An 18234-nucleotide genomic window follows, 5' to 3' on the forward strand; every position below is an offset into this window, starting at 1 on the left:
GTAATCAGTAGGTTGGGGGTTCAAGTCCTCTCGGCGGCACCATCCATGGAGGATTAGCGAAGTGGCCAAACGCAGCAGACTGTAAATCTGTTCTCGTCCGAGTTCGGTGGTTCGAATCCATCATCCTCCACCAGTTTTATTTTATGGCATCTAGGAATTACTGACTTATGGCTATTCGATACGAGGCCAAGCGGTATGGATATGTGCTTTACTTCCTCAAAGTAAAGAGAACGGTCCGGGATCCAGCCATTGTATGAGCCATTAGCTCAGTTGGTAGAGCACCTGACTTTTAATCAGGGTGTCGTAGGTTCGAGTCCTACACGGCTCACTTTTATTTTCATATGCGGTTGTGGTGGAATTGGCAGACACGCTATCTTGAGGGGGTAGTGCCCACCGGGTGTATGGGTTCGAGTCCCATCAACCGCACCATATTATTTTGCGGTCATGGCGGAATTGGCAGACGCGCTAGATTCAGGTTCTAGTGGTGTAACAACCGTGGAGGTTCAAGTCCTCTTGACCGCACCATTTGCGGAAGTGGCTCAGCGGTAGAGCATCGCCTTGCCAAGGCGAGGGTCGCGGGTTCGATTCCCGTCTTCCGCTCCATAAGTACGCGCCCTTAGCTCAGCTGGATAGAGCGTTTGACTACGAATCAAAAGGTCAGGAGTTCGAATCTCTTAGGGCGCGCCATTTTTTTATCGGGATGTAGCTCAGCTTGGTAGAGCACCTGGTTTGGGACCAGGGGGTCGCATGTTCAAATCGTGTCATCCCGACCATTATGTTTGCGGGTGTAGTTCAATGGTAGAACTTCAGCCTTCCAAGCTGATAGCGTGGGTTCGATTCCCATCACCCGCTCCATACATACACATTTTAACTCCTTGCTAATAGCGAGGAGTTTTTTGCATGCGTACCGTTTAAGACGTTTCGGTTGATTGCATCTCAAATAGAAAGCCGTAGTCCGCCAGATCCCGATCCGAAAGGATCCCGATTCTGCACGTCTACGGCTTTCTTGTTGCAATTCTTTATTTCTTGCGTATGGCAACAACGCTGCTGCTAGGTTCATTTTGTTGTTGCACCACTGTGAATAGGGTATCGCCCGCACCGAATGCCACCGAGGCGAGAGTCGCATTCGCTGGGGCATAGGCGAACGATTCCGCTTTGGCGAAGGTCTCGCCGGAAGGGGATAACGCATAGATCGCATTGTTACCGAATGCGGCATAAGAGCCTTCATTCAAGCGGGATGCTGGAATCGCTGTCGATAACCATAAACGGCCTGCATCATCGAATAGCGCGCTATTCGGCGAGCTGAAACCTGCTTGTCGTCCGCCTGCTGTGGTCAAGTCGGCCTCGAAAGATAAGGATGCGGCATCATCCTGCTGCTCCACGAGTCGCATAATGCTGCCGAAACCATTACCAGCTTCCGCATTGCCTGTCTGTGTGATGAAGAGGGAACCGTCCGCAGGATGCAGCGCAATGCCGGTCGCATTCTCCAAGCGTGTCGCGCCTAAAACAAGAGCAGCTTCATGGGCATTCGTGAGCACGCTTGCCTCGTCCTGCAGCATGTCGATCAAATCCTCGCGCAGCCAGGTTACGCCTGCAGGTACCTTGAACGTGCGATCTGCAAGGATTGGCGCAATCGCCGAAGCATTCAGTGCGATCCAATTGCCTTTGCCCAAATCTGCCGCATAAAGTGTACCTTCTTCAAGTAGGGAAGAATTCGCTGTTCCGTTCCCCGCATGATATTGGCCGCTGCTCACGAATTTGTAGAGCGCATGTTGTCCGCCCATATAGACGACGACCCGTCCGTTCTTGGACAGCGTGGTTACCGCATGACCATGGGCAAAACGTCCGAGCGCCGAATGCTTACGCGGTTTGAAGCTGCTGTCGGACGGATCGAACTCAGCTAGCCATCCATATGAGCTTGGGGGCATTCCGGTCTGGGCGGCTTGCGTATCATTCGTTTGTTCGCCTACAAAAGCCGTTCCCCATAATGTTGCTCCGCCCGAACCATTCGACCAAATGCCTTGCGTGACCGATGCGCCATGTACCGCTTTGCTGCCTTTCGCTTTGCCTGTCAATTGAACTCGCTCTGAGGCAGTAAGTCTGCGCGCAGCAGGATTCTCCTTGTCTAGCGACCAGGATCCGTTTGCCGTACGCTTTACTCCCATTACGGATACGCCTCTGTTGTCAGCCGCATGATTAGGAAGAGCTGTGTGATTGACCCATACGAGTCCGGTACTCGCGTCCGTGCCTGGGCGGAATCCGACATAACCGCCGCCTACACCCAATTGAGCGGTACCGCGAAGGCTGTCACCATGATGAGCCAGCACATCGATCGTGTAGCCGTCTGCTGCCAGAAGATAATCGGTTGTAACCGGTTGAAGAGCAGGGAATGGGAGGGCCGTCGGCTTAGGGGTCCAAGTCGCAGCGGATGCTTTTCCGATGAAGGAGTCTAATCCCGTTGAAGCCGCCGCGAGTGCTGCTGCTCCGGTGCCTAACATAGCCAGAAAAGAGCGGCGGCTTACTTGTTTTTGTTCTTTCATATGTTCCTCCTGATCGATTACGCACGATAGCAAATTAGTTTCTTCTAAGCTTAAAGATAGCACAACTTGAGAGGGAGGCAAAACTATTTTGTGCGAAGAAAGTTAGTGCATTAGCATGAGGAACGGTATACTATTGAACTAGCGAAATATGCGATTTATTGCCGAAAAGCCCAGTAAAACCTTCAAAGTTTCCAGGTCCATGCAACAGCGGATTATTAAGGGATTAATGGTATCTTGCAGGGTCCTAAGATGAGATTTCGATCCATAGTCCGATCTGCAATAGAGAGACTTTGATCGTTGCTGCGTTGTGCCTCTTGGCTCAACTAGGAGTGTACGTGAAGCTTAACAGCAAGCCAGGTTCAATGAGATTGAGGGATGGAGCTTCATATGTGGACAGCTGGCTGAGACTGGCTGGTTCGTCTAGCAGTTGAACGGGATGTGAGATAGCACGGCCTCCCGGAATAGTGACGTAAGCCATGAGACTCACATGGTGCTTATGGACTACACAAGCTTTGGATGATCGAAATGCAATCGGCTATCGCCCGCCTAGAGCTGAAGTCATAGCGGAACGAGTAGACAGGCCTCGGCTGAATAGCAAAACAATCATAAGTACAGCCCACGCCTCGTTACCATCGGCGAAGAGGTGTCTCAGTTGTGCCCAACGGCAAATGAGGGCGTAGTGAAGGAAATAATCGAGCACAGATCGGAAGCAGCAATCGGGTGCCGATGTGCGAACGGGATTGGAGGAAGGGAGTATGCAGCTCGTTCGGATGGATCATCCCGATGAGGAGCTTCTGTTCGGGATGTATGCTGCCGTTTACCGTCGGAGCTTTGAGCAGTGGGGACTAGGTGAGAGGGAGACGAATCAAATCCTTCAGCTGCAGTACCGGGCGAAGTCCATGTCGTATCGGAACCAGTATCCCCAGGCGATCGACTTTCTGATCGATCTCGATAACGAAGCGGCTGGGATCGCGATCGTGCATGAAGGCACAACCCTCCTGTCGCTGATCGATCTCATGGTACTCCCGCACTTCCAACGGTTAGGATTAGGCACGCAAGTCATACGTCTGTTGCAATCAGAAGCGCAGCAGCGGGACATTCCCGTCAAGCTTCATGTAGATGTTTCGAATACGAATGCTTATAACTGGTATGTCCGAATGGGATTCGAGGAAGTAAGCAGCACACTCACGCATCACGAGATGATATGGAACCCGAATGGAGATTCCCTTGGACCCTAACCATGTCTACAGGGCCACGGCATGATACCGGGAGAGAAGATAGGCGCGGCTTGTCAGAGGCTGCTAACTATACATAGAGAGGAGGAAAACAGAATTGAGTATCTCACTTCAGCAATACAAGGATGCGGTTCATACGGCGTTTCGGGTAATCGGGACCGAGCCGGCAGTTGAGCTCACGTTATCGGACGTTGTGGATTACGGGGTGGAGAGCGGCTTCGAACGGTTTACGCTCGTATATACCGGACCGCTGCAGCCATTCTTGCAGCAGCAGACGCTGGTGCTTGGACATGAGCAACTGGAAGAGGAAGCGGTGTTCATCGTTCCGATTCAGAAGGTTGACGCTGGCATTCACTATGAGGCTGTCTTTAATCGTCCAGTCGTGGAGTAGAAGGGATAATAGATGATCTTACTATGATGAGAGAGGAGGAAACAAATGGGCACTCCGTATGTAGGGGAAATACGCATGTTCGCGGGGAACTTTGCTCCCGTAGGCTGGGCATTTTGCGACGGACAGTTGTTGCCGATTTCGGAGAATGATACGTTATTCAATCTAATCGGAACAACCTATGGCGGGGATGGACAGGAGACGTTCGCACTACCGAATCTTCAAAGCAGAATTCCGATTCATATGGGTACCGGACCGGATGGAACCACCTATCAAATCGGCGAAATGGCCGGCACAGAATCCGAGACGCTATCAACGCAGCAGATTCCTGTCCATAATCACTATTTATCCGGCCGCAAGGAACAGGGAAATACGAGCAATCCATCGGGAGCTGTGCCGGCTATGTCGACACTCGCGCCGTATACCGATCCGGAAGATACGACGGTTAGCGCAAACAAGATGCACGCGCAGGCGATTCAGTCGACTGGCGGCAGCCAACCGCATAACAACCTGCAGCCGTATCTGTGCGTGAATTTTATTATCTCGCTGTATGGTATTTTTCCGCAGCCAACCTAAAGAACGAGCAGCCTAAATCAGAAAGGAGGCGATCCGAAATGTCAGAACCTTTCCTGGGGGAAATCAAGATGTTTGCTTGCAATTTTGCCCCTAAAGGATGGGCGTTGTGCAACGGTCAGTTCTTGCCGATCAATCAGAATCAAGCTCTGTTTGCATTGCTAGGCACGATGTACGGCGGCAATGGGCAGACCACCTTCGCGTTGCCGAACTTGCGCGGCAGAGTTCCGATTCATGTGGCTAACGGTTATACGCAAGGACAAGCGAGTGGGCAGACGTCGCATACGATCACGATTAGCGAACTGCCGGCGCACTTGCATGATTTAGGGGCAACCACGCAACAAACCACGGTCAAATCACCTGATGGAGCGATCTGGGCGGCGCCTGCCGTAAGCGCGTATCATGATGGAGGAGCTAATACTGTCATGTACACCGCAAATCAGTACGTAACCAATACAGGCGGCAGCCAGGCGCATAACAATATGCAGCCCTACTTGGTACTCAACTTCTGCATCGCGCTGCAAGGTATTTTCCCTTCACAAAATTAAAGGAGAATGAATGTGGATCCATTTTTAGCCGAAATTCGCATCGTCGGATTTAATTTTGCGCCCACAGGCTGGGCGTTCTGCAATGGACAGATCCTGCCTATCTCGCAGAATACGGCGCTGTTCGCTTTACTAGGAACGACGTATGGCGGCGATGGCAAATCGACGTTTGCACTCCCGAATTTTCAGGGAAGCGCGCCTATGCATCCTGGCCAAGGTCAAGGGCTCTCTCTGCGAGATCTCGGGGAGCTAGGCGGAGAAGCGTATACGTCGCTGCTGGTATCCGAAATTCCCGCGCATACCCATCAGCTTTCGTATGGGACGACCACCGTTCCGCAAGGCGATCCGACCAGCGCGCTGCCGACGGCACCGAGAGGAAGACGGGCGGGAACGCTCTACCATGTAGGCAGCCCTACGGTTGGAATGCCGGCAACGTATCCGACGGGGGGAAGCCAGCCTCACAATAACATGCAGCCTTACCTGACGATGAATTTCATCATTGCGCTGCAGGGCGTATTCCCGCCGAGGTCGTAGCGTGCGGCAAAAAGCGTAAGATAGAAATGATGCAGGAAGCGGGGAGTCGGATGGACTTCGAAGGTAGTACCGTCCAGCGGCGAAAGCTGTGGAGACGAATAACGGCGGGGGCTTTCGGCGTAGCTTTGCTGGCAGGGACCTTGTTCCAACTGCAAAATAACGAAGGCTCGGCAGCCGTTGAGACGTATACGGTTAACAATATTACGGAGCTTAGGAACGCTGTAACGCAAAGCAATCTCAGCTCCGATGTGAATACGATCAACATGGCAGCCGGTACGTATGATCTGGGCGATGAGCCGCTGGACATTACGGAGCCGGTCAACCTGATCGGTTCCGGCGGCAATGCGGAAGGGACGGCAGGCGCCACGATACTGGCAGCTTCGGACAACCGGGTGCTGAACATTAATGACGCGCTAGGCACTTTCGGCAGCATGAAGATCGCGGCACTTACCATAACGGGAGGAACCGCGCCGGACAGTCAAGTAACCACTAAGGACCCGGTTACCGGGAAGGAGACGGTTACGAAAGTTGCCAGCGATATCTATGGCGGCGGAGGCATTCTGGCAGATACGGGAAGCGGGACGCTGTCGCTCTATAACGTCGCGATTACGAATAACGCAACGGGAGACAACAGCGGCTATGGCGGCGGCCTTTATGTATCGGGTCCCAATCAAGGCGCTTTAAGTTTGGATCGGGTAACCATCGGGAGCAACATGGCCGTAGAACACGGGGGCGGCATGTTCGTGGAGGGCGATCTGTCGGTCTCGATCATACGCTCCACATTCGAGAGCAATATTGCCAAGCGCTTTACCGGCGGCGGCATTGCTTTTCTTCCGGAGACCGAATCGGGTGCGGGACCGGTCACGATCAGCGACAGTGCATTCATCGGCAACGAGGCGCAAGGAATGGATGATCTAACGCCGACCAAACAAGGCGTTGGCGGCGGCCTGGTCATCAGTGTCCCGCTCACGACGATAACGAATAGCACCTTCAGCGGCAACAAAGCGCGGGACGGGGGCGGCGGCATCATCGCGGCAGCGGCCAGTACCGGGATACCCGTGCTTAAACATGTGACGATTGCCAATAACAGCAGTTCGACCGGCAGCGGCGGCGGATTGCTACTGAATGGCGGCACGCCGCAGTTGATCAGCTCCATCGTATCGGGTAATACTGCTGCATCTGCAGCCAATGCGGATGTTGCCATCGGAGCGGGAAAAACCGCTAAACTCGATGACACGACAAGCATGAACAACGTGCTCGAGAAAGCAGCGAGCGTCTTCAAGACCGCAACGCCAGGCGGCGGCAACGTCATCGGCTTGTCGGCGAATTTGCTGCCGCTTGCGGACAACGGCGGATTCACGAAGACACATGCGCTGGGAACGAGCAGCCCGGCTCTAGCAGCCGGCGGCGCAACGGGGGTAAGTTACGATCAGCGGGGCTTCCCAAGGCTCGTGGCCGCTCAGACGGCAGCCGGGGCCTATGAAAGCTTCAGAGCTTCTATTCGTTACAACCGCACGTATAGCGGGACATTTAATTTCGGCGGAGCTTCCGGAGTCTCCATGACGAAGAAGAGCGAGACGCCATCTGGCCTTATCTCTAGTTTCCAGTTTGCGAATCCGGCGGTTACCGCCACGCCGACGACTGAACAAGCAGGCACGGCGGTCTACGAAATTTCGCTCAACCGGACGATTGCGAACGTCAACTATACGCTTAAGGGGAATTTCGAGTTGGAAGTTCGGGCAGTTCCGGACTTGACCGTATCGGTCACCCACAGCGGCAATTTCTATCAGACGCAGAAAAAAGCGGCTTATACGATAACCGTCAAGAATGAGGGAATCAAGGAGACCAGCGGAACAATTACGCTTACCAACACCTTGCCTACAGGGATGACGTTGGACTCATCCGTCGGCACGGGGTGGACATGCACGGGCTTAACGTGTACGAGCACGACGTCGATTCCGGCCAAAGGCTCCGCGGCATTAACGCTCTATGTGAATATCGCGGATAATGCGTCGGGTACGGTGATTACCAAAACCGCCGTATCCGGCGGCGGCGAGGAAACTGCGGATAACACCAATAACTCGGGTTCGGATACGCACCAAATCTATCCGATTCCGCGCATTCAGACGATTGCGGTACCTGGAAGCAAGACGTATAAGATGGGCGATGTCCTTGCATTCTCGCTCACTTACGACAGGAACGTGACCGTGACCGGCACGCCTTCGCTGCCCATCACGATCGGCGGCACGACGAAGCAGGCCGTGTATACCGGGGGCTCCGGCTCGCAGGTGTTAACATTCGCGTACACCGTCGAAGAGGGATTAACCGACGCCGATGGCATTCAGCCGGGGTCAAGCCTTGTGCTTGGAGCGGGAACCGGCATGGCCAGCGAATATGAAGCGCCGGCTCAACTCACGCTGACCTCCATGCCAACTACAGGCGGCGTTCGGGTCGATTCCGTTATTCCGCAGATCTCTTCGATCGGACTTCCGACGAATGGTACGTTCAAGGCAGGTACCCAATTGGACTTCAATGTGATGTTCAGCGAAAATGTTGCCGTGCAAGACGCGCCGACATTGACCATGGACGTTGGAGGCGAAACGGCGGAAGCCGTCTATGTGCCGAATACCGATCCAGGCGCCGATCAGAAGAAAGCGACGTTCCGTTATATCGTCCCACAAGGGCACAACGATGCGGATGGAATCGAGCTTACGGAGATTACGCTGAATTCGGGCAGCATCCGCGACGGAGCGGGCAACGACGCGAGGTTGACGCTGGCGCCGGCAAACACGAGCGGCATACGGATCGATACCGTCGCTCCAGTTATGCAATCGTTAGACGTTCCGTCCAGCAGCTCCTACAACGAGGGAGATACGTTTACTTTTACGGCCAACTATGATGAGCCCGTAACGGTAACAGGCACGCCGACGATCAAATTCGTGAGCGGCGAGACGGAACAGCAAGCGGCCTATGTATCCGGCTCAGGAACGCAAACCTTGCGTTTCACCTACACGATACAGGCTGGCGACAACGATGCGGATGGCATCGCGTTCAGCGGAGGCGAGGCAGCCATTACTTTGAATGGCGGTACGCTTCGAGACGTGGCGGGCAATGCAGCAGCGATAAAGCCGACATCTAATCCAGTCATGAACGGCGTGCTTGTGGATACGACTGTACCGCAAGTTACGGGGATTACGATTCCGTCCAAGACGTATTTGGCAGGGGATACGATCCCGATGACGGTGCAGATGAGCGAAAACGTCAACGTGAGCGGCACGCCGAAACTGAGCTTCAATCTTGGCGGCAACACGGTCGATGCTGTTTATCAGTCTGGTTCTGGCACGCAGACGCTCAGCTTCGCTTACGAGATTCCGGCTGGCAAGCAAGATGGCGACGGCATCAGCCTTGGTACGAATCTGACCTTGGCAGGAGCGACAATTACGGACATCGCAGGCAATAACGTGAACACGCTGCTGCCTGGACCAGCCGATTATCCGGAGGTCAAAGTCGATACGATCGTACCGAAGGTAACCGCCGTGACGGCGGCAGACAGCTATTACACAGCCGGCGACTTGCTGCAGTTCAAGGTGCAACTCGACGAAGCGGTGACGGTAGTAACGACAGGAGGGACGCCTTCCCTGACGTTCAAGCTGGGGACTCAATCCTTCGAGGCTCCGTATCTGTCGGGCAGCGGGACAGCGGAGTTGGTATTCGGTTATACGATTCAGCCTAATGACGCTAACGGCGCAGCGGCTGCATTCGAAGCCGGTGCCGCGATTGCGCTTAACGGCGCCGAAGTGAAAGACTTGAATGGCAATCCGGCCAATGTCGTTCTGAGTGGCATTGCCGATCTCTCCGGGGTCATAGCGGACTCGACGATTCCGACAATGACGTCCATGACGGCCAGTGCGGACAAGCCGTATATTGCCGGCGACGTGATGGAATTCCAAGTGAGCATCAGCGAACCGGTCAACATAACCGGTACGCCAAGTTTGACGCTGGTTACGGATAGCGGAGAACGGACGGCTGCCTACACGGCGGCGGCATCCAATGCATCAACCCTCGTATTCCGTTATACCGTCGTTTCAGGCGATATGGATGAAGACGGCATCGCCTTGAATGCGAACTTGGTCCTCGGCGGCGCTTCCGTGAAGGATGCTGCAGGCAACGGTATCAACGCGGCGCTGCCGAATGCGGATACGTCGGGCATGCAGATCGATACGCTCATTCCGGAAATTACCGACGTGACGTACCCGGATGCAGGTAGTTATCTGGAAGGCGACGAACTGACGTTCACGCTCGATCTGAACAAGCCGGTGGCTGTGACGACGACGAATGGCACGCCGGGCTTGAAGCTTCTGATCGGTTCCGATGAAGCTTGGGCCGTCTACACGGGCGGCAGCGGCCCGGTGAGTCAGATGACGTTTACCTATACGATTGCATCAGGCGATACGGATGACAACGGCGTGGCACCAAGCAACGCGATCGATCTCCGTGGAGCAACGGTAAAGGATACAGCCGGGAACGCGCTTGCGCTCACGCTGCCTACAGCGGTTGTACCCGCGATGATCGTCGATACGAAACGACCTGCGATTACTTCGGTGACCTCGACGGACGGAATGTATCTCGCAGGCGAAACCTTATCGTTCCAAGTAAAATTCGATGAAGCGGTCCAAGCAACGGTTACCGGAGGCAAGCCATATCTAGCCTTCAAACTGGGCGGGAACGAACTTCAGGCGGAATATGCTTCCGGCAGCGGCACGGACACGCTGACCTTCAGCTACAACGTGCAACCTGACCATGCGAACGGCGAATCCGTCAATCTGGCGGATACAACGGGCTTAGCGTTAAGCGGAGGGGTACTGCAGGATCTGAATGGTAATGCGGCTGAATTGGCTCTCCATGGCGTCAGCGGCATGAGCGGCGTCAAGGTCGACTCGACGCTTCCAAGTTTAACGGCGATCGATACGCCCGCGGATCAGATTTACAAAGCAGGCAGCCAGCTGGACTTTACGGTTACGGCGAGCGAGGCGATTACCATTGATACGATAAACGGTACTCCGTCCTTGTCGCTTACGATCGGGGAAGATACGCGCGAAGCGGTTTTCGTCTCGGCGAATGCGCTGCAGAACACGTTGCTCTTCCGCTATACCGTCGCTACTGGCGATGCGGACGCGGACGGCATTGAACTGCCAGCTCAGCTCATGCTGAACGGCGCAACGATTAAGGATACCGCGGGCAACAGCTTGCTGTTGACGGTGCCGGCTAAGGATACGTCGGGCATTCAAGTGGATACGCTCATTCCGACAATTAGCGGAGTAACCTATCCATCGGCAGGCAGCTATCTGGAAGGCGACGAACTGACGTTCACGCTCGACTTAAACAAGCCGTTGGTCGTGACGACGACAGGTGGTACGCCTGCACTGAAACTTCAGATCGGTTCAAGTGAAGAGTGGGCCGTCTACACGGGCGGCAGCGGCTCGTTGAATCAAATGACGTTCACCTACACGATTGCCTCAGGCGATACGGACGAAGATGGCGTGGTACCAAGCAACGCAATCGAACTTCGCGGAGCAACGGCGGCAGATGCAGCTGGCAACTCGCTTGTGCTGACGCTGCCGACAGCGGCTGTACCAACGATGATCGTCGACACGAAAGTGCCTGCTATCACCTCGGTAACGGCGACTGACGGATTCTATCGCGCAGGGGACAAGCTATCGTTCCAAGTGAAATTCGATGAAGCGATCCAAGCGACGACTACCGGAGGCAAGCCATATCTGGCCTTCAAGCTTGGCGGGAACGAACGCACAGCCGAGTATGTTTCCGGCAGCGGCACGGACACGCTGACGTTCAGCTACGTCGTGCTGATGAACGACGCGAACGGCGAATCGGTCAGTCTGGCCGACACGACGGTCGTGGCATTAGCAGGAGGAACGCTGCAAGATCTGAATGGCAATGCGGCTGAATTGGATCTCCACGGCGTCAGCAGCATGAGCGGCGTTAAAGTCGATGCGACGCTTCCAAGTTTAACGGCGATCGACACGCCTTCGGATGAGATCTACAAAGCAGGCAGCCAGTTGGACTTTACGGTTACGGCCAGCGAGGCGATTGCCATCGATATGACGAATGGTACTCCGTCCTTGTTGCTCACGGTCGGGGAAGATACGCGCGAAGCGGTATTCGTCTCGGCGAATGCGCTGCAGAACACTTTGCTCTTCCGCTACACCGTTGCCCCTGGCGATGCGGACGCGGATGGCATTGAACTGCCGGTTCAGCTCACACTGAACGGCGCAATAATTAAGGACACCGCTGGCAACAGCCTTCTGTTGACGGTGCCGGCTAAGGATACATCGGGTATTCAGGTCGATACGCTCATTCCGGAAATTACCGGCGTGACGTACCCGGATGCAGGCAGCTATTTGGAAGGCGACGAACTGACGTTCACGCTCAATCTGAACAAGCCAGTGGTTGTAACGACGACAGGCGGTACACCGGCATTGAAGCTCCAGATCGGAACCGAGGAAGAATGGGCTGTCTACTCGGGCGGAAGCGGCTCTGTGAATCAAATGACGTTCACCTACACGATTGCATCAGGCGATACGGACGAAGATGGCGTTGTACCAAGCAACGCGATCGAACTTCGCGGAGCAACGGCGGCAGACGCAGCGGGCAACTCGCTTGTGCTGACGCTGCCGACAACGGCTGTACCGACGATGATCGTCGATACGAAAGTGCCTGCTATTATCTCGGTAACGGCGATTGACGGATTCTATCGCGCAGGCGACACGTTATCGTTCCAAGTGAAATTCGATGAAGCGATCCAAGCGACGACTACCGGAGGCAAGCCATATCTGGCCTTCAAGCTTGGCGGGAACGAACTTCAGGCGGAATATGCCTCCGGCAGCGGCACGGATACGCTGACCTTTAGCTACGTCGTGCTGATGAATGACGCAAACGGAGAATCGGTCAGTCTGGCCGACACGACGGGCGTGGCATTAGGAGGAGGCACGCTGGAAGATCTGGATGGCAATGCGGCTGAATTGGCTCTCCATGCCGTCAGCAGCATGAGCGGCGTTAAAGTCGATGCGACGCTTCCAAGTTTAACGGCGATCGACACGCCTGCGGACGAGATCTACAAAGCAGGCAGTCAGTTAGACTTTACGGTTACGGCCAGCGAGGCGATTGCCATCGATACGACGAACGGTACTCCGTCCTTGGCGCTCACGATCGGGGAAGAAATGCGCGAAGCGGTATTCGTCTCGGCGAATGCGCTGCAGAACACCTTGCTCTTCCGCTATACCGTCGCTACTGGCGATGCGGACGCGGATGGCATTGAACTACCGGCTCAGCTCACCCTGAACGGCGCAACGATGAAGGATGCAGCGGGCAACAGCTCTCTGTTGACGATGCCGGCTAAGGATACATCGGGTATTCAGGTGGATACGCTCATTCCGACAATTAGCGGAGTAACCTATCCAACGGCAGGCAGCTATTTGGAAGGCGACGAACTGACGTTCACGCTCAATCTGAACAAGCCAGTGGTTGTAACGACGACAGGCGGTACACCGGCATTGAAGCTCCAGATCGGCACCGAGGAAGAGTGGGCCGTCTACACGGGCGGCAGCGGTTCGGTGAATCAAATGACGTTCACCTACACGATTGCTCCAGGCGATACGGACGAAGATGGCGTGGCACCAAGCAACGCGATCGAACTTCGCGGAGCAACGGCGGCAGACGCAGCGGGCAACTCGCTCGTGCTGACGCTGCCGACAGCGGTTGTACCAACGATGATCGTCGACACGAAAGTGCCTGCGATTAGCACGGTAACGGCGACTGACGGATTCTATCGGGCAGGCGACACGTTATCGTTCCAAGTGAAATTCGATGAACCGATCCAAGCGACGACTACCGGAGGCAAGCCGTATCTGGCCTTCAAGCTTGGCGGGAACGAACGCACAGCCGAGTATGTTTCCGGCAGCGGCACGGACACGCTGACGTTCAGCTACGTCGTAACGGCTAGCGATGCGAACGGCGAGCCGGTCGATCTATCCGGTACGCAAGCGCTTGTCTTAAGCGGCGGCTTGCTGGCGGACGTGAACGGCAACCCTGCGCAACTGGCGCTGAATGGCGTCGATAACATGGCAGCCGTAATCGTGGATGCGGTGAAACCGACGATCGATCTGCTCGACGTTCCGGCATCGAAGACTTACAAGGCCGGCGATCAACTGGACTTCACGGTTACAACAAGCGAATCGGTAACAGTGGAAGGAACATCGGGAACGCCATCGATCGTCCTGCAAATCGGGGAGAACGTTCGCGAGGCCATGCTTGTTTCGGAAGACGCTTCGAAAAACGAGCTGCTCTTCCGCTACACGGTAACGAGCGGCGATTCGGATCTGGACGGGATCGCGTTATCCTCGAACCAGATTCAGTTGAATGATGCGGTTATCACGGATGCTGCGGGCAACTCGGCGGTACTCGCCTTGCCGGTTGTTGATGTATCGGGTATTAAGCTCGATACGAACGTACCGGGACTGACGAACGTAATCTGGCCGGAGTCCGGCAACTATCGGGAAGGTCAGAACCTCGCGTTAACCGTTAAAGTGAACAAAGCGGTCACAGTCAACGGCACGCCAAACCTTACGCTGCAGATTGGCGAGGATGTGGCGGAAGCCGAGTACACCGGGGATTCCAGCGAAACGGACACCTTGACGTTCGCATACACGATTGCGGACGGGGTGAATGATTCCGACGGAATCGAGCTGACGCAGCTGAGCCTGCAAGGGGCTTCGATTCAGGACCATGCCGGCAATGAGCTGGTGCTTACGCTGCCAGCGGCTTCAACGCCTTCCGTCGTGAAGATCGATACGGAAGCGCCGAGCACACCGGTCGTTGCGATGGATGACGATACGCTGTTCCAAACGGCTGTGGTGACGGTAAACGGGGAAGCGGAAGCAGGAACCGTGCTGAGCGTAACGGCAACGCTGGAACCAGCGGGCACGGAAGCGGCTGCCCAGACGGTAACGGTTGGCGAAGACGGCCATTGGTCGGTTACGCTAAGCGGCTTATCGGAAGGCGAATACGCGCTGAAGGCAGTTGCAACGGATGCGTCCGGCAACAGCAGCGAGACGAGAACGGTACAATTTGCGATCGTTCCTGTGCTTTCCCTCGATGCGGCGTCATACCAGATCGTTCGCGGCAAGACGAGAGCGCTTGTCCTGACGGCAACGTATCTCGACGGAACGAAGAAGGATATTACGGCTGACGCGGTATTCACATTCGATCAGCCGTCGATAGCGGCCATGGAAGGCACTAGCATTAAAGGGCTCCAGACAGGTACGGCGATCATGAAAGCGGAATGGTCCGGTCAGTCGATTACGGCGGCCATTAAGGTCACTTCGCCTCCGGTTGCGGGCAATGTGACCGATACGTTGGATCTGCCGCTGCTTTTGGGAGCTGAAGGGCTTGCGTACACCGTAAACCTGGACGAAATCAAAGCGGGCGAGCTCAAAATCAACATTGCTTCCGGCGAACCGCTGGAGCTGGCTCTCGACATGGCTACGCTCAATAAGCTGCTGGAGCTGAACGGCAATCTGAATCTGGAGCTTCGAACAGGTTCGAACTCGATTCGCCTGTCACTGCCGAATGTGCTCGCTCAAGCGAAGAAGCTGGCGGGAGAAAACATCGACAATCTGCAGATCGGGGTTATAGCTCCGGGTGCGGAGGAATCGGCAGCGGTATCCGAAGCGCTCGCCAAGCTGGGAGCGACATCGCCGGCTGATCCGGCAAGCTTCACCGTTCAAGTGGAGAACACGGATGGCAAGTCGTTCGAACTGTCTTCCTTCGGCGAGTATGTAACGAGGACGATCGGAGCGGGTACGGAAAAACCGGCGTCCGGCGCGATTGCGGTACGTCTGGATCCGGAGACCGGCGAATTTAGTTTCGTTCCGACATCCGCTTTCCGCGAGGAGGACGGCGTCTGGGTTGCTGAGCTGAAAGACCGCTCTACCGGGGTCTATCTGATCCTGGAAGATCCGACTACCTTCCCGGATGTCCAAGGCCATTGGGCCGCGGATTCGATTGAACTGCTCGCTTCGATGCAGATCATTAAAGGCAAGGACGACAACCAGTTCGACCCAACAGGCTCGATCACGCGAGCCGAATTCGCAGCATTGCTGACCCGTATTCTCGCCATCGGCGGGGAGACAGGGAATGCGAAGTTCGGCGACATCAACGGCGGCAGCTGGTATGCCGATGATGTATCTGCTGCTGCTCAAGCGGGTATTATTACCGGGTATTCGGATGGTTCCTTCCGTCCGGGTGCGGTAGTGACCCGTCAAGAGATGGCGGTCATGATTATGCGGGCTGCCGAGTTCATCGGCGTCTCGCATGCCGAGGGAGCGGCAAGCGAGACCTTCAAGGATCAAGGAAGCATTCCGGCATGGGCGCAGCAAGCCATTCAGCAGGCTTCCGCATTGGGATTGGTTCAAGGCAATGAAGCGGGCGAGTTCAGCCCTGCGAGCCAATCGTCACGCGCAGAAGCGGCGGTCATGCTGCTCCGCCTCATGCAGGCAGCTCAAATTTCACCATGGTAAGAGACATGCCGTAGAATATGGCAACTTAGGCAGTCCAGGCGCACTCGCGCTTGGGCTGCTTTTTTTCTATCCAAAGGGTAAAATTCCCTGTTCGTAATACTTCCGCCATGTTGCTCGCGCGCGAGATCCGGCATGATAGAGAAGCATCGAATGGAAGCATGCGCCTGACCGGGCCGGGATGTCCGATTCATCCGGCAGTGCGGGTCCACGCTGTGGGCTCGTATGCTGCACGCGTATGTTCGTCGATGCGCCAATTTGGGGCGTATGCCCCGTCGCTGTGGAGCGATTAACTGACAAAGCTGCCGATTACACCTCGGCACTATTCCAAGAGAGCGAAAGCAGACAATCCTTCTGGCTTGCCCAAGAGGGCAGGCCGCCGGCGCAAGGCTTTGCAGCCAGGCAGATACCGGATGCCCGTCGTTTGCCGATTACGAACCTGTTGCTGCCTAACGTGTTATCTCTGCTGAAAGTGAGCAGGCAGAATACGCGAGGATGGCAAGGGTATCGCTAAGTAAACGCGAGACGTTCTCAAGCATGGCTCCGCCATTGCCGCCGGAAGGATTGCTGCAAGTAGCAGCGGCGAAGATTACGCCAAAAGGGAGAGATTACCTATGTATACGAACATCATCATTCAAGCGGACGAGCGAGGCTTGTTATTCGAGAAAGGCCAATATAAGAAAGTACTGCCGCCAGGGAGCTACCGGATCTGGAAGCTGCGCAGCCAGACGGTGACGGTGGTTAAGGTGACCGAACCATTCGAGGTAAAAGGCATGGAGCTGCCGTTGTTCCTGCAGGACCGGAACCTTACGCGGGAACTGGAGGTCGTGGAGGTCAGCGACCACGAATTGGCGCTGCACTATATCGACGGCAAGTTCCATCGCTTGCTGACCGCCGGGCGCTATGCGTTCTGGACCGTTCTGCAGCGGCATCATGTCGTCCGGGCGGATCTGCGCAATCCGGAGCTCGGCCCTGAGATCGATAAGGCGATCATTCCGCGGCTTCATGCGTATATATCGGTACTTGATGTGGCCAGCTACGAACGTGGCTACTTGTATTACAATCACGTGCTGCAGCGGGAGCTAATGCCCGGGAAATATTATTTTTGGCGTACGGGTGCCGTTCAGCCGGTCGTGAAGACGATCGACCTGCGGCAGCAGCAGTTGGATCTGAACGGCCAGGAGATGATGACCGAGGATAAAATCACGCTGCGGCTGAATTTTGTCTGCCAATATCGGATCGTCGATCCGATGCGTTCGCTCGAAATGAAGGCGTTCGAGGAGCAAATCTACATTCAGCTGCAGTTGGTGCTGCGCGAATATGTCGGGACGCTGAAGCTGGATGAGCTGCTGCGGAGCAAGCAGGAGGTGGCGGCGTTCGTGTTGGAGCGGCTGAACGCGAAGAGCGAGGAATACGGCATTTCGTTCCGTTCGGCTGGCGTGAAGGATATTATCCTGCCTGGCGAGATCCGGGACATTCTCAACACGGTGCTGCTCGCGGAGAAAAAAGCGCAGGCGACGCTCATCACCCGCCGCGAGGAAACCGCTTCGACGCGGAGCCTGCTCAATACCGCCAAGCTGATGGACGAGAACAAGACGTTGTACCGCCTGAAGGAGCTGGAATTCCTCGAAAAAATATGCGAGAAGATCGGCACGATCTCGCTCTCCGGGGGCTCGAATCTGCTGGAGCGGTTGAACACGCTGCTCGGCGCAAGCGCGGTGGAAGCAACCAAAGAGGCGTAACGCCGGCACGAGCGACTTAAGTGGGCAAGAATCGTTATAACGATTCTTGCCCATTGACGCTGCAAGGGTGCTGCACGTAAGATAA

The 18234-nt window shown here is 55.4% G+C and carries 9 protein-coding genes and 8 tRNA genes; 16 read left to right on the forward strand and 1 reads right to left on the reverse strand.

Annotation, left to right across the window (positions count from 1 at the left end; translation table 11 throughout):
- Window positions 1–47: 47 nt before the first annotated feature.
- From FHS18_RS19910 to FHS18_RS19945, 8 genes are all read left to right on the forward strand, one after another.
- Window positions 48–133, forward strand: a tRNA-Tyr gene (locus FHS18_RS19910).
- A gap of 122 nt (window positions 134–255) precedes the next feature.
- Window positions 256–328, forward strand: a tRNA-Lys gene (locus FHS18_RS19915).
- Between the two features lie 15 nt (window positions 329–343).
- A tRNA-Leu gene (locus FHS18_RS19920) sits at window positions 344–429 on the forward strand.
- A gap of 9 nt (window positions 430–438) precedes the next feature.
- A tRNA-Leu gene (locus FHS18_RS19925) sits at window positions 439–525 on the forward strand.
- 3 nt (window positions 526–528) lie between these two features.
- A tRNA-Gly gene (locus FHS18_RS19930) sits at window positions 529–603 on the forward strand.
- Between the two features lie 7 nt (window positions 604–610).
- Window positions 611–687: transfer RNA gene (locus FHS18_RS19935), tRNA-Arg, on the forward strand.
- A 9-nt stretch (window positions 688–696) separates the two neighbouring features.
- Window positions 697–773, forward strand: a tRNA-Pro gene (locus FHS18_RS19940).
- Between the two features lie 8 nt (window positions 774–781).
- Window positions 782–855, forward strand: a tRNA-Gly gene (locus tag FHS18_RS19945).
- 164 nt (window positions 856–1019) lie between these two features.
- Here FHS18_RS19945 and FHS18_RS19950 read toward each other — a convergent pair.
- Window positions 1020–2540, reverse strand: a complete 1521-nt coding sequence (locus FHS18_RS19950; RefSeq protein ID WP_183601872.1) for a PhoX family protein — start codon at window positions 2538–2540, stop codon at window positions 1020–1022.
- 755 nt (window positions 2541–3295) lie between these two features.
- Between FHS18_RS19950 and FHS18_RS19955 the strand changes: the two genes are divergently transcribed.
- The 8 genes from FHS18_RS19955 to FHS18_RS19990 all read left to right on the forward strand — a co-directional run bounded on the left by FHS18_RS19955 (window position 3296) and on the right by FHS18_RS19990 (window position 18149).
- Window positions 3296–3778: a GNAT family N-acetyltransferase gene (locus tag FHS18_RS19955; protein WP_183601874.1), complete on the forward strand. Its 483-nt coding sequence runs from the start codon at window positions 3296–3298 to the stop codon at window positions 3776–3778.
- Between the two features lie 94 nt (window positions 3779–3872).
- Window positions 3873–4166 (forward strand): DUF6916 family protein, encoded by a 294-nt coding sequence (locus tag FHS18_RS19960; protein ID WP_183601876.1) that lies wholly within the window; start codon window positions 3873–3875, stop codon window positions 4164–4166.
- A gap of 45 nt (window positions 4167–4211) precedes the next feature.
- Window positions 4212–4739 (forward strand): phage tail protein, encoded by a 528-nt coding sequence (locus FHS18_RS19965; protein WP_183601878.1) that lies wholly within the window; start codon window positions 4212–4214, stop codon window positions 4737–4739.
- A gap of 38 nt (window positions 4740–4777) precedes the next feature.
- Window positions 4778–5284, forward strand: a complete 507-nt coding sequence (locus FHS18_RS19970) for a phage tail protein (protein WP_183601880.1) — start codon at window positions 4778–4780, stop codon at window positions 5282–5284.
- A gap of 12 nt (window positions 5285–5296) precedes the next feature.
- Window positions 5297–5815, forward strand: coding sequence for a phage tail protein (locus FHS18_RS19975; RefSeq protein WP_354471337.1), 519 nt, complete (start codon window positions 5297–5299; stop codon window positions 5813–5815).
- Window positions 5816–5865: 50 nt separating this feature from the next.
- A complete protein-coding gene (locus FHS18_RS19980) occupies window positions 5866–16410 on the forward strand; it encodes an S-layer homology domain-containing protein (RefSeq protein WP_183601884.1) in 10545 nt (3514 codons plus the stop codon).
- 277 nt (window positions 16411–16687) lie between these two features.
- Window positions 16688–16921, forward strand: a complete 234-nt coding sequence (locus tag FHS18_RS19985; RefSeq protein WP_183601886.1) for a hypothetical protein — start codon at window positions 16688–16690, stop codon at window positions 16919–16921.
- Between the two features lie 100 nt (window positions 16922–17021).
- Window positions 17022–18149: a slipin family protein gene (locus tag FHS18_RS19990; protein ID WP_183601888.1), complete on the forward strand. Its 1128-nt coding sequence runs from the start codon at window positions 17022–17024 to the stop codon at window positions 18147–18149.
- Window positions 18150–18234 lie beyond the last annotated feature (85 nt).

Origin of the sequence: Paenibacillus phyllosphaerae (assembly GCF_014192105.1) — a bacterium.
Taxonomy (GTDB): domain Bacteria; phylum Bacillota; class Bacilli; order Paenibacillales; family Paenibacillaceae; genus Paenibacillus_Z; species Paenibacillus_Z phyllosphaerae.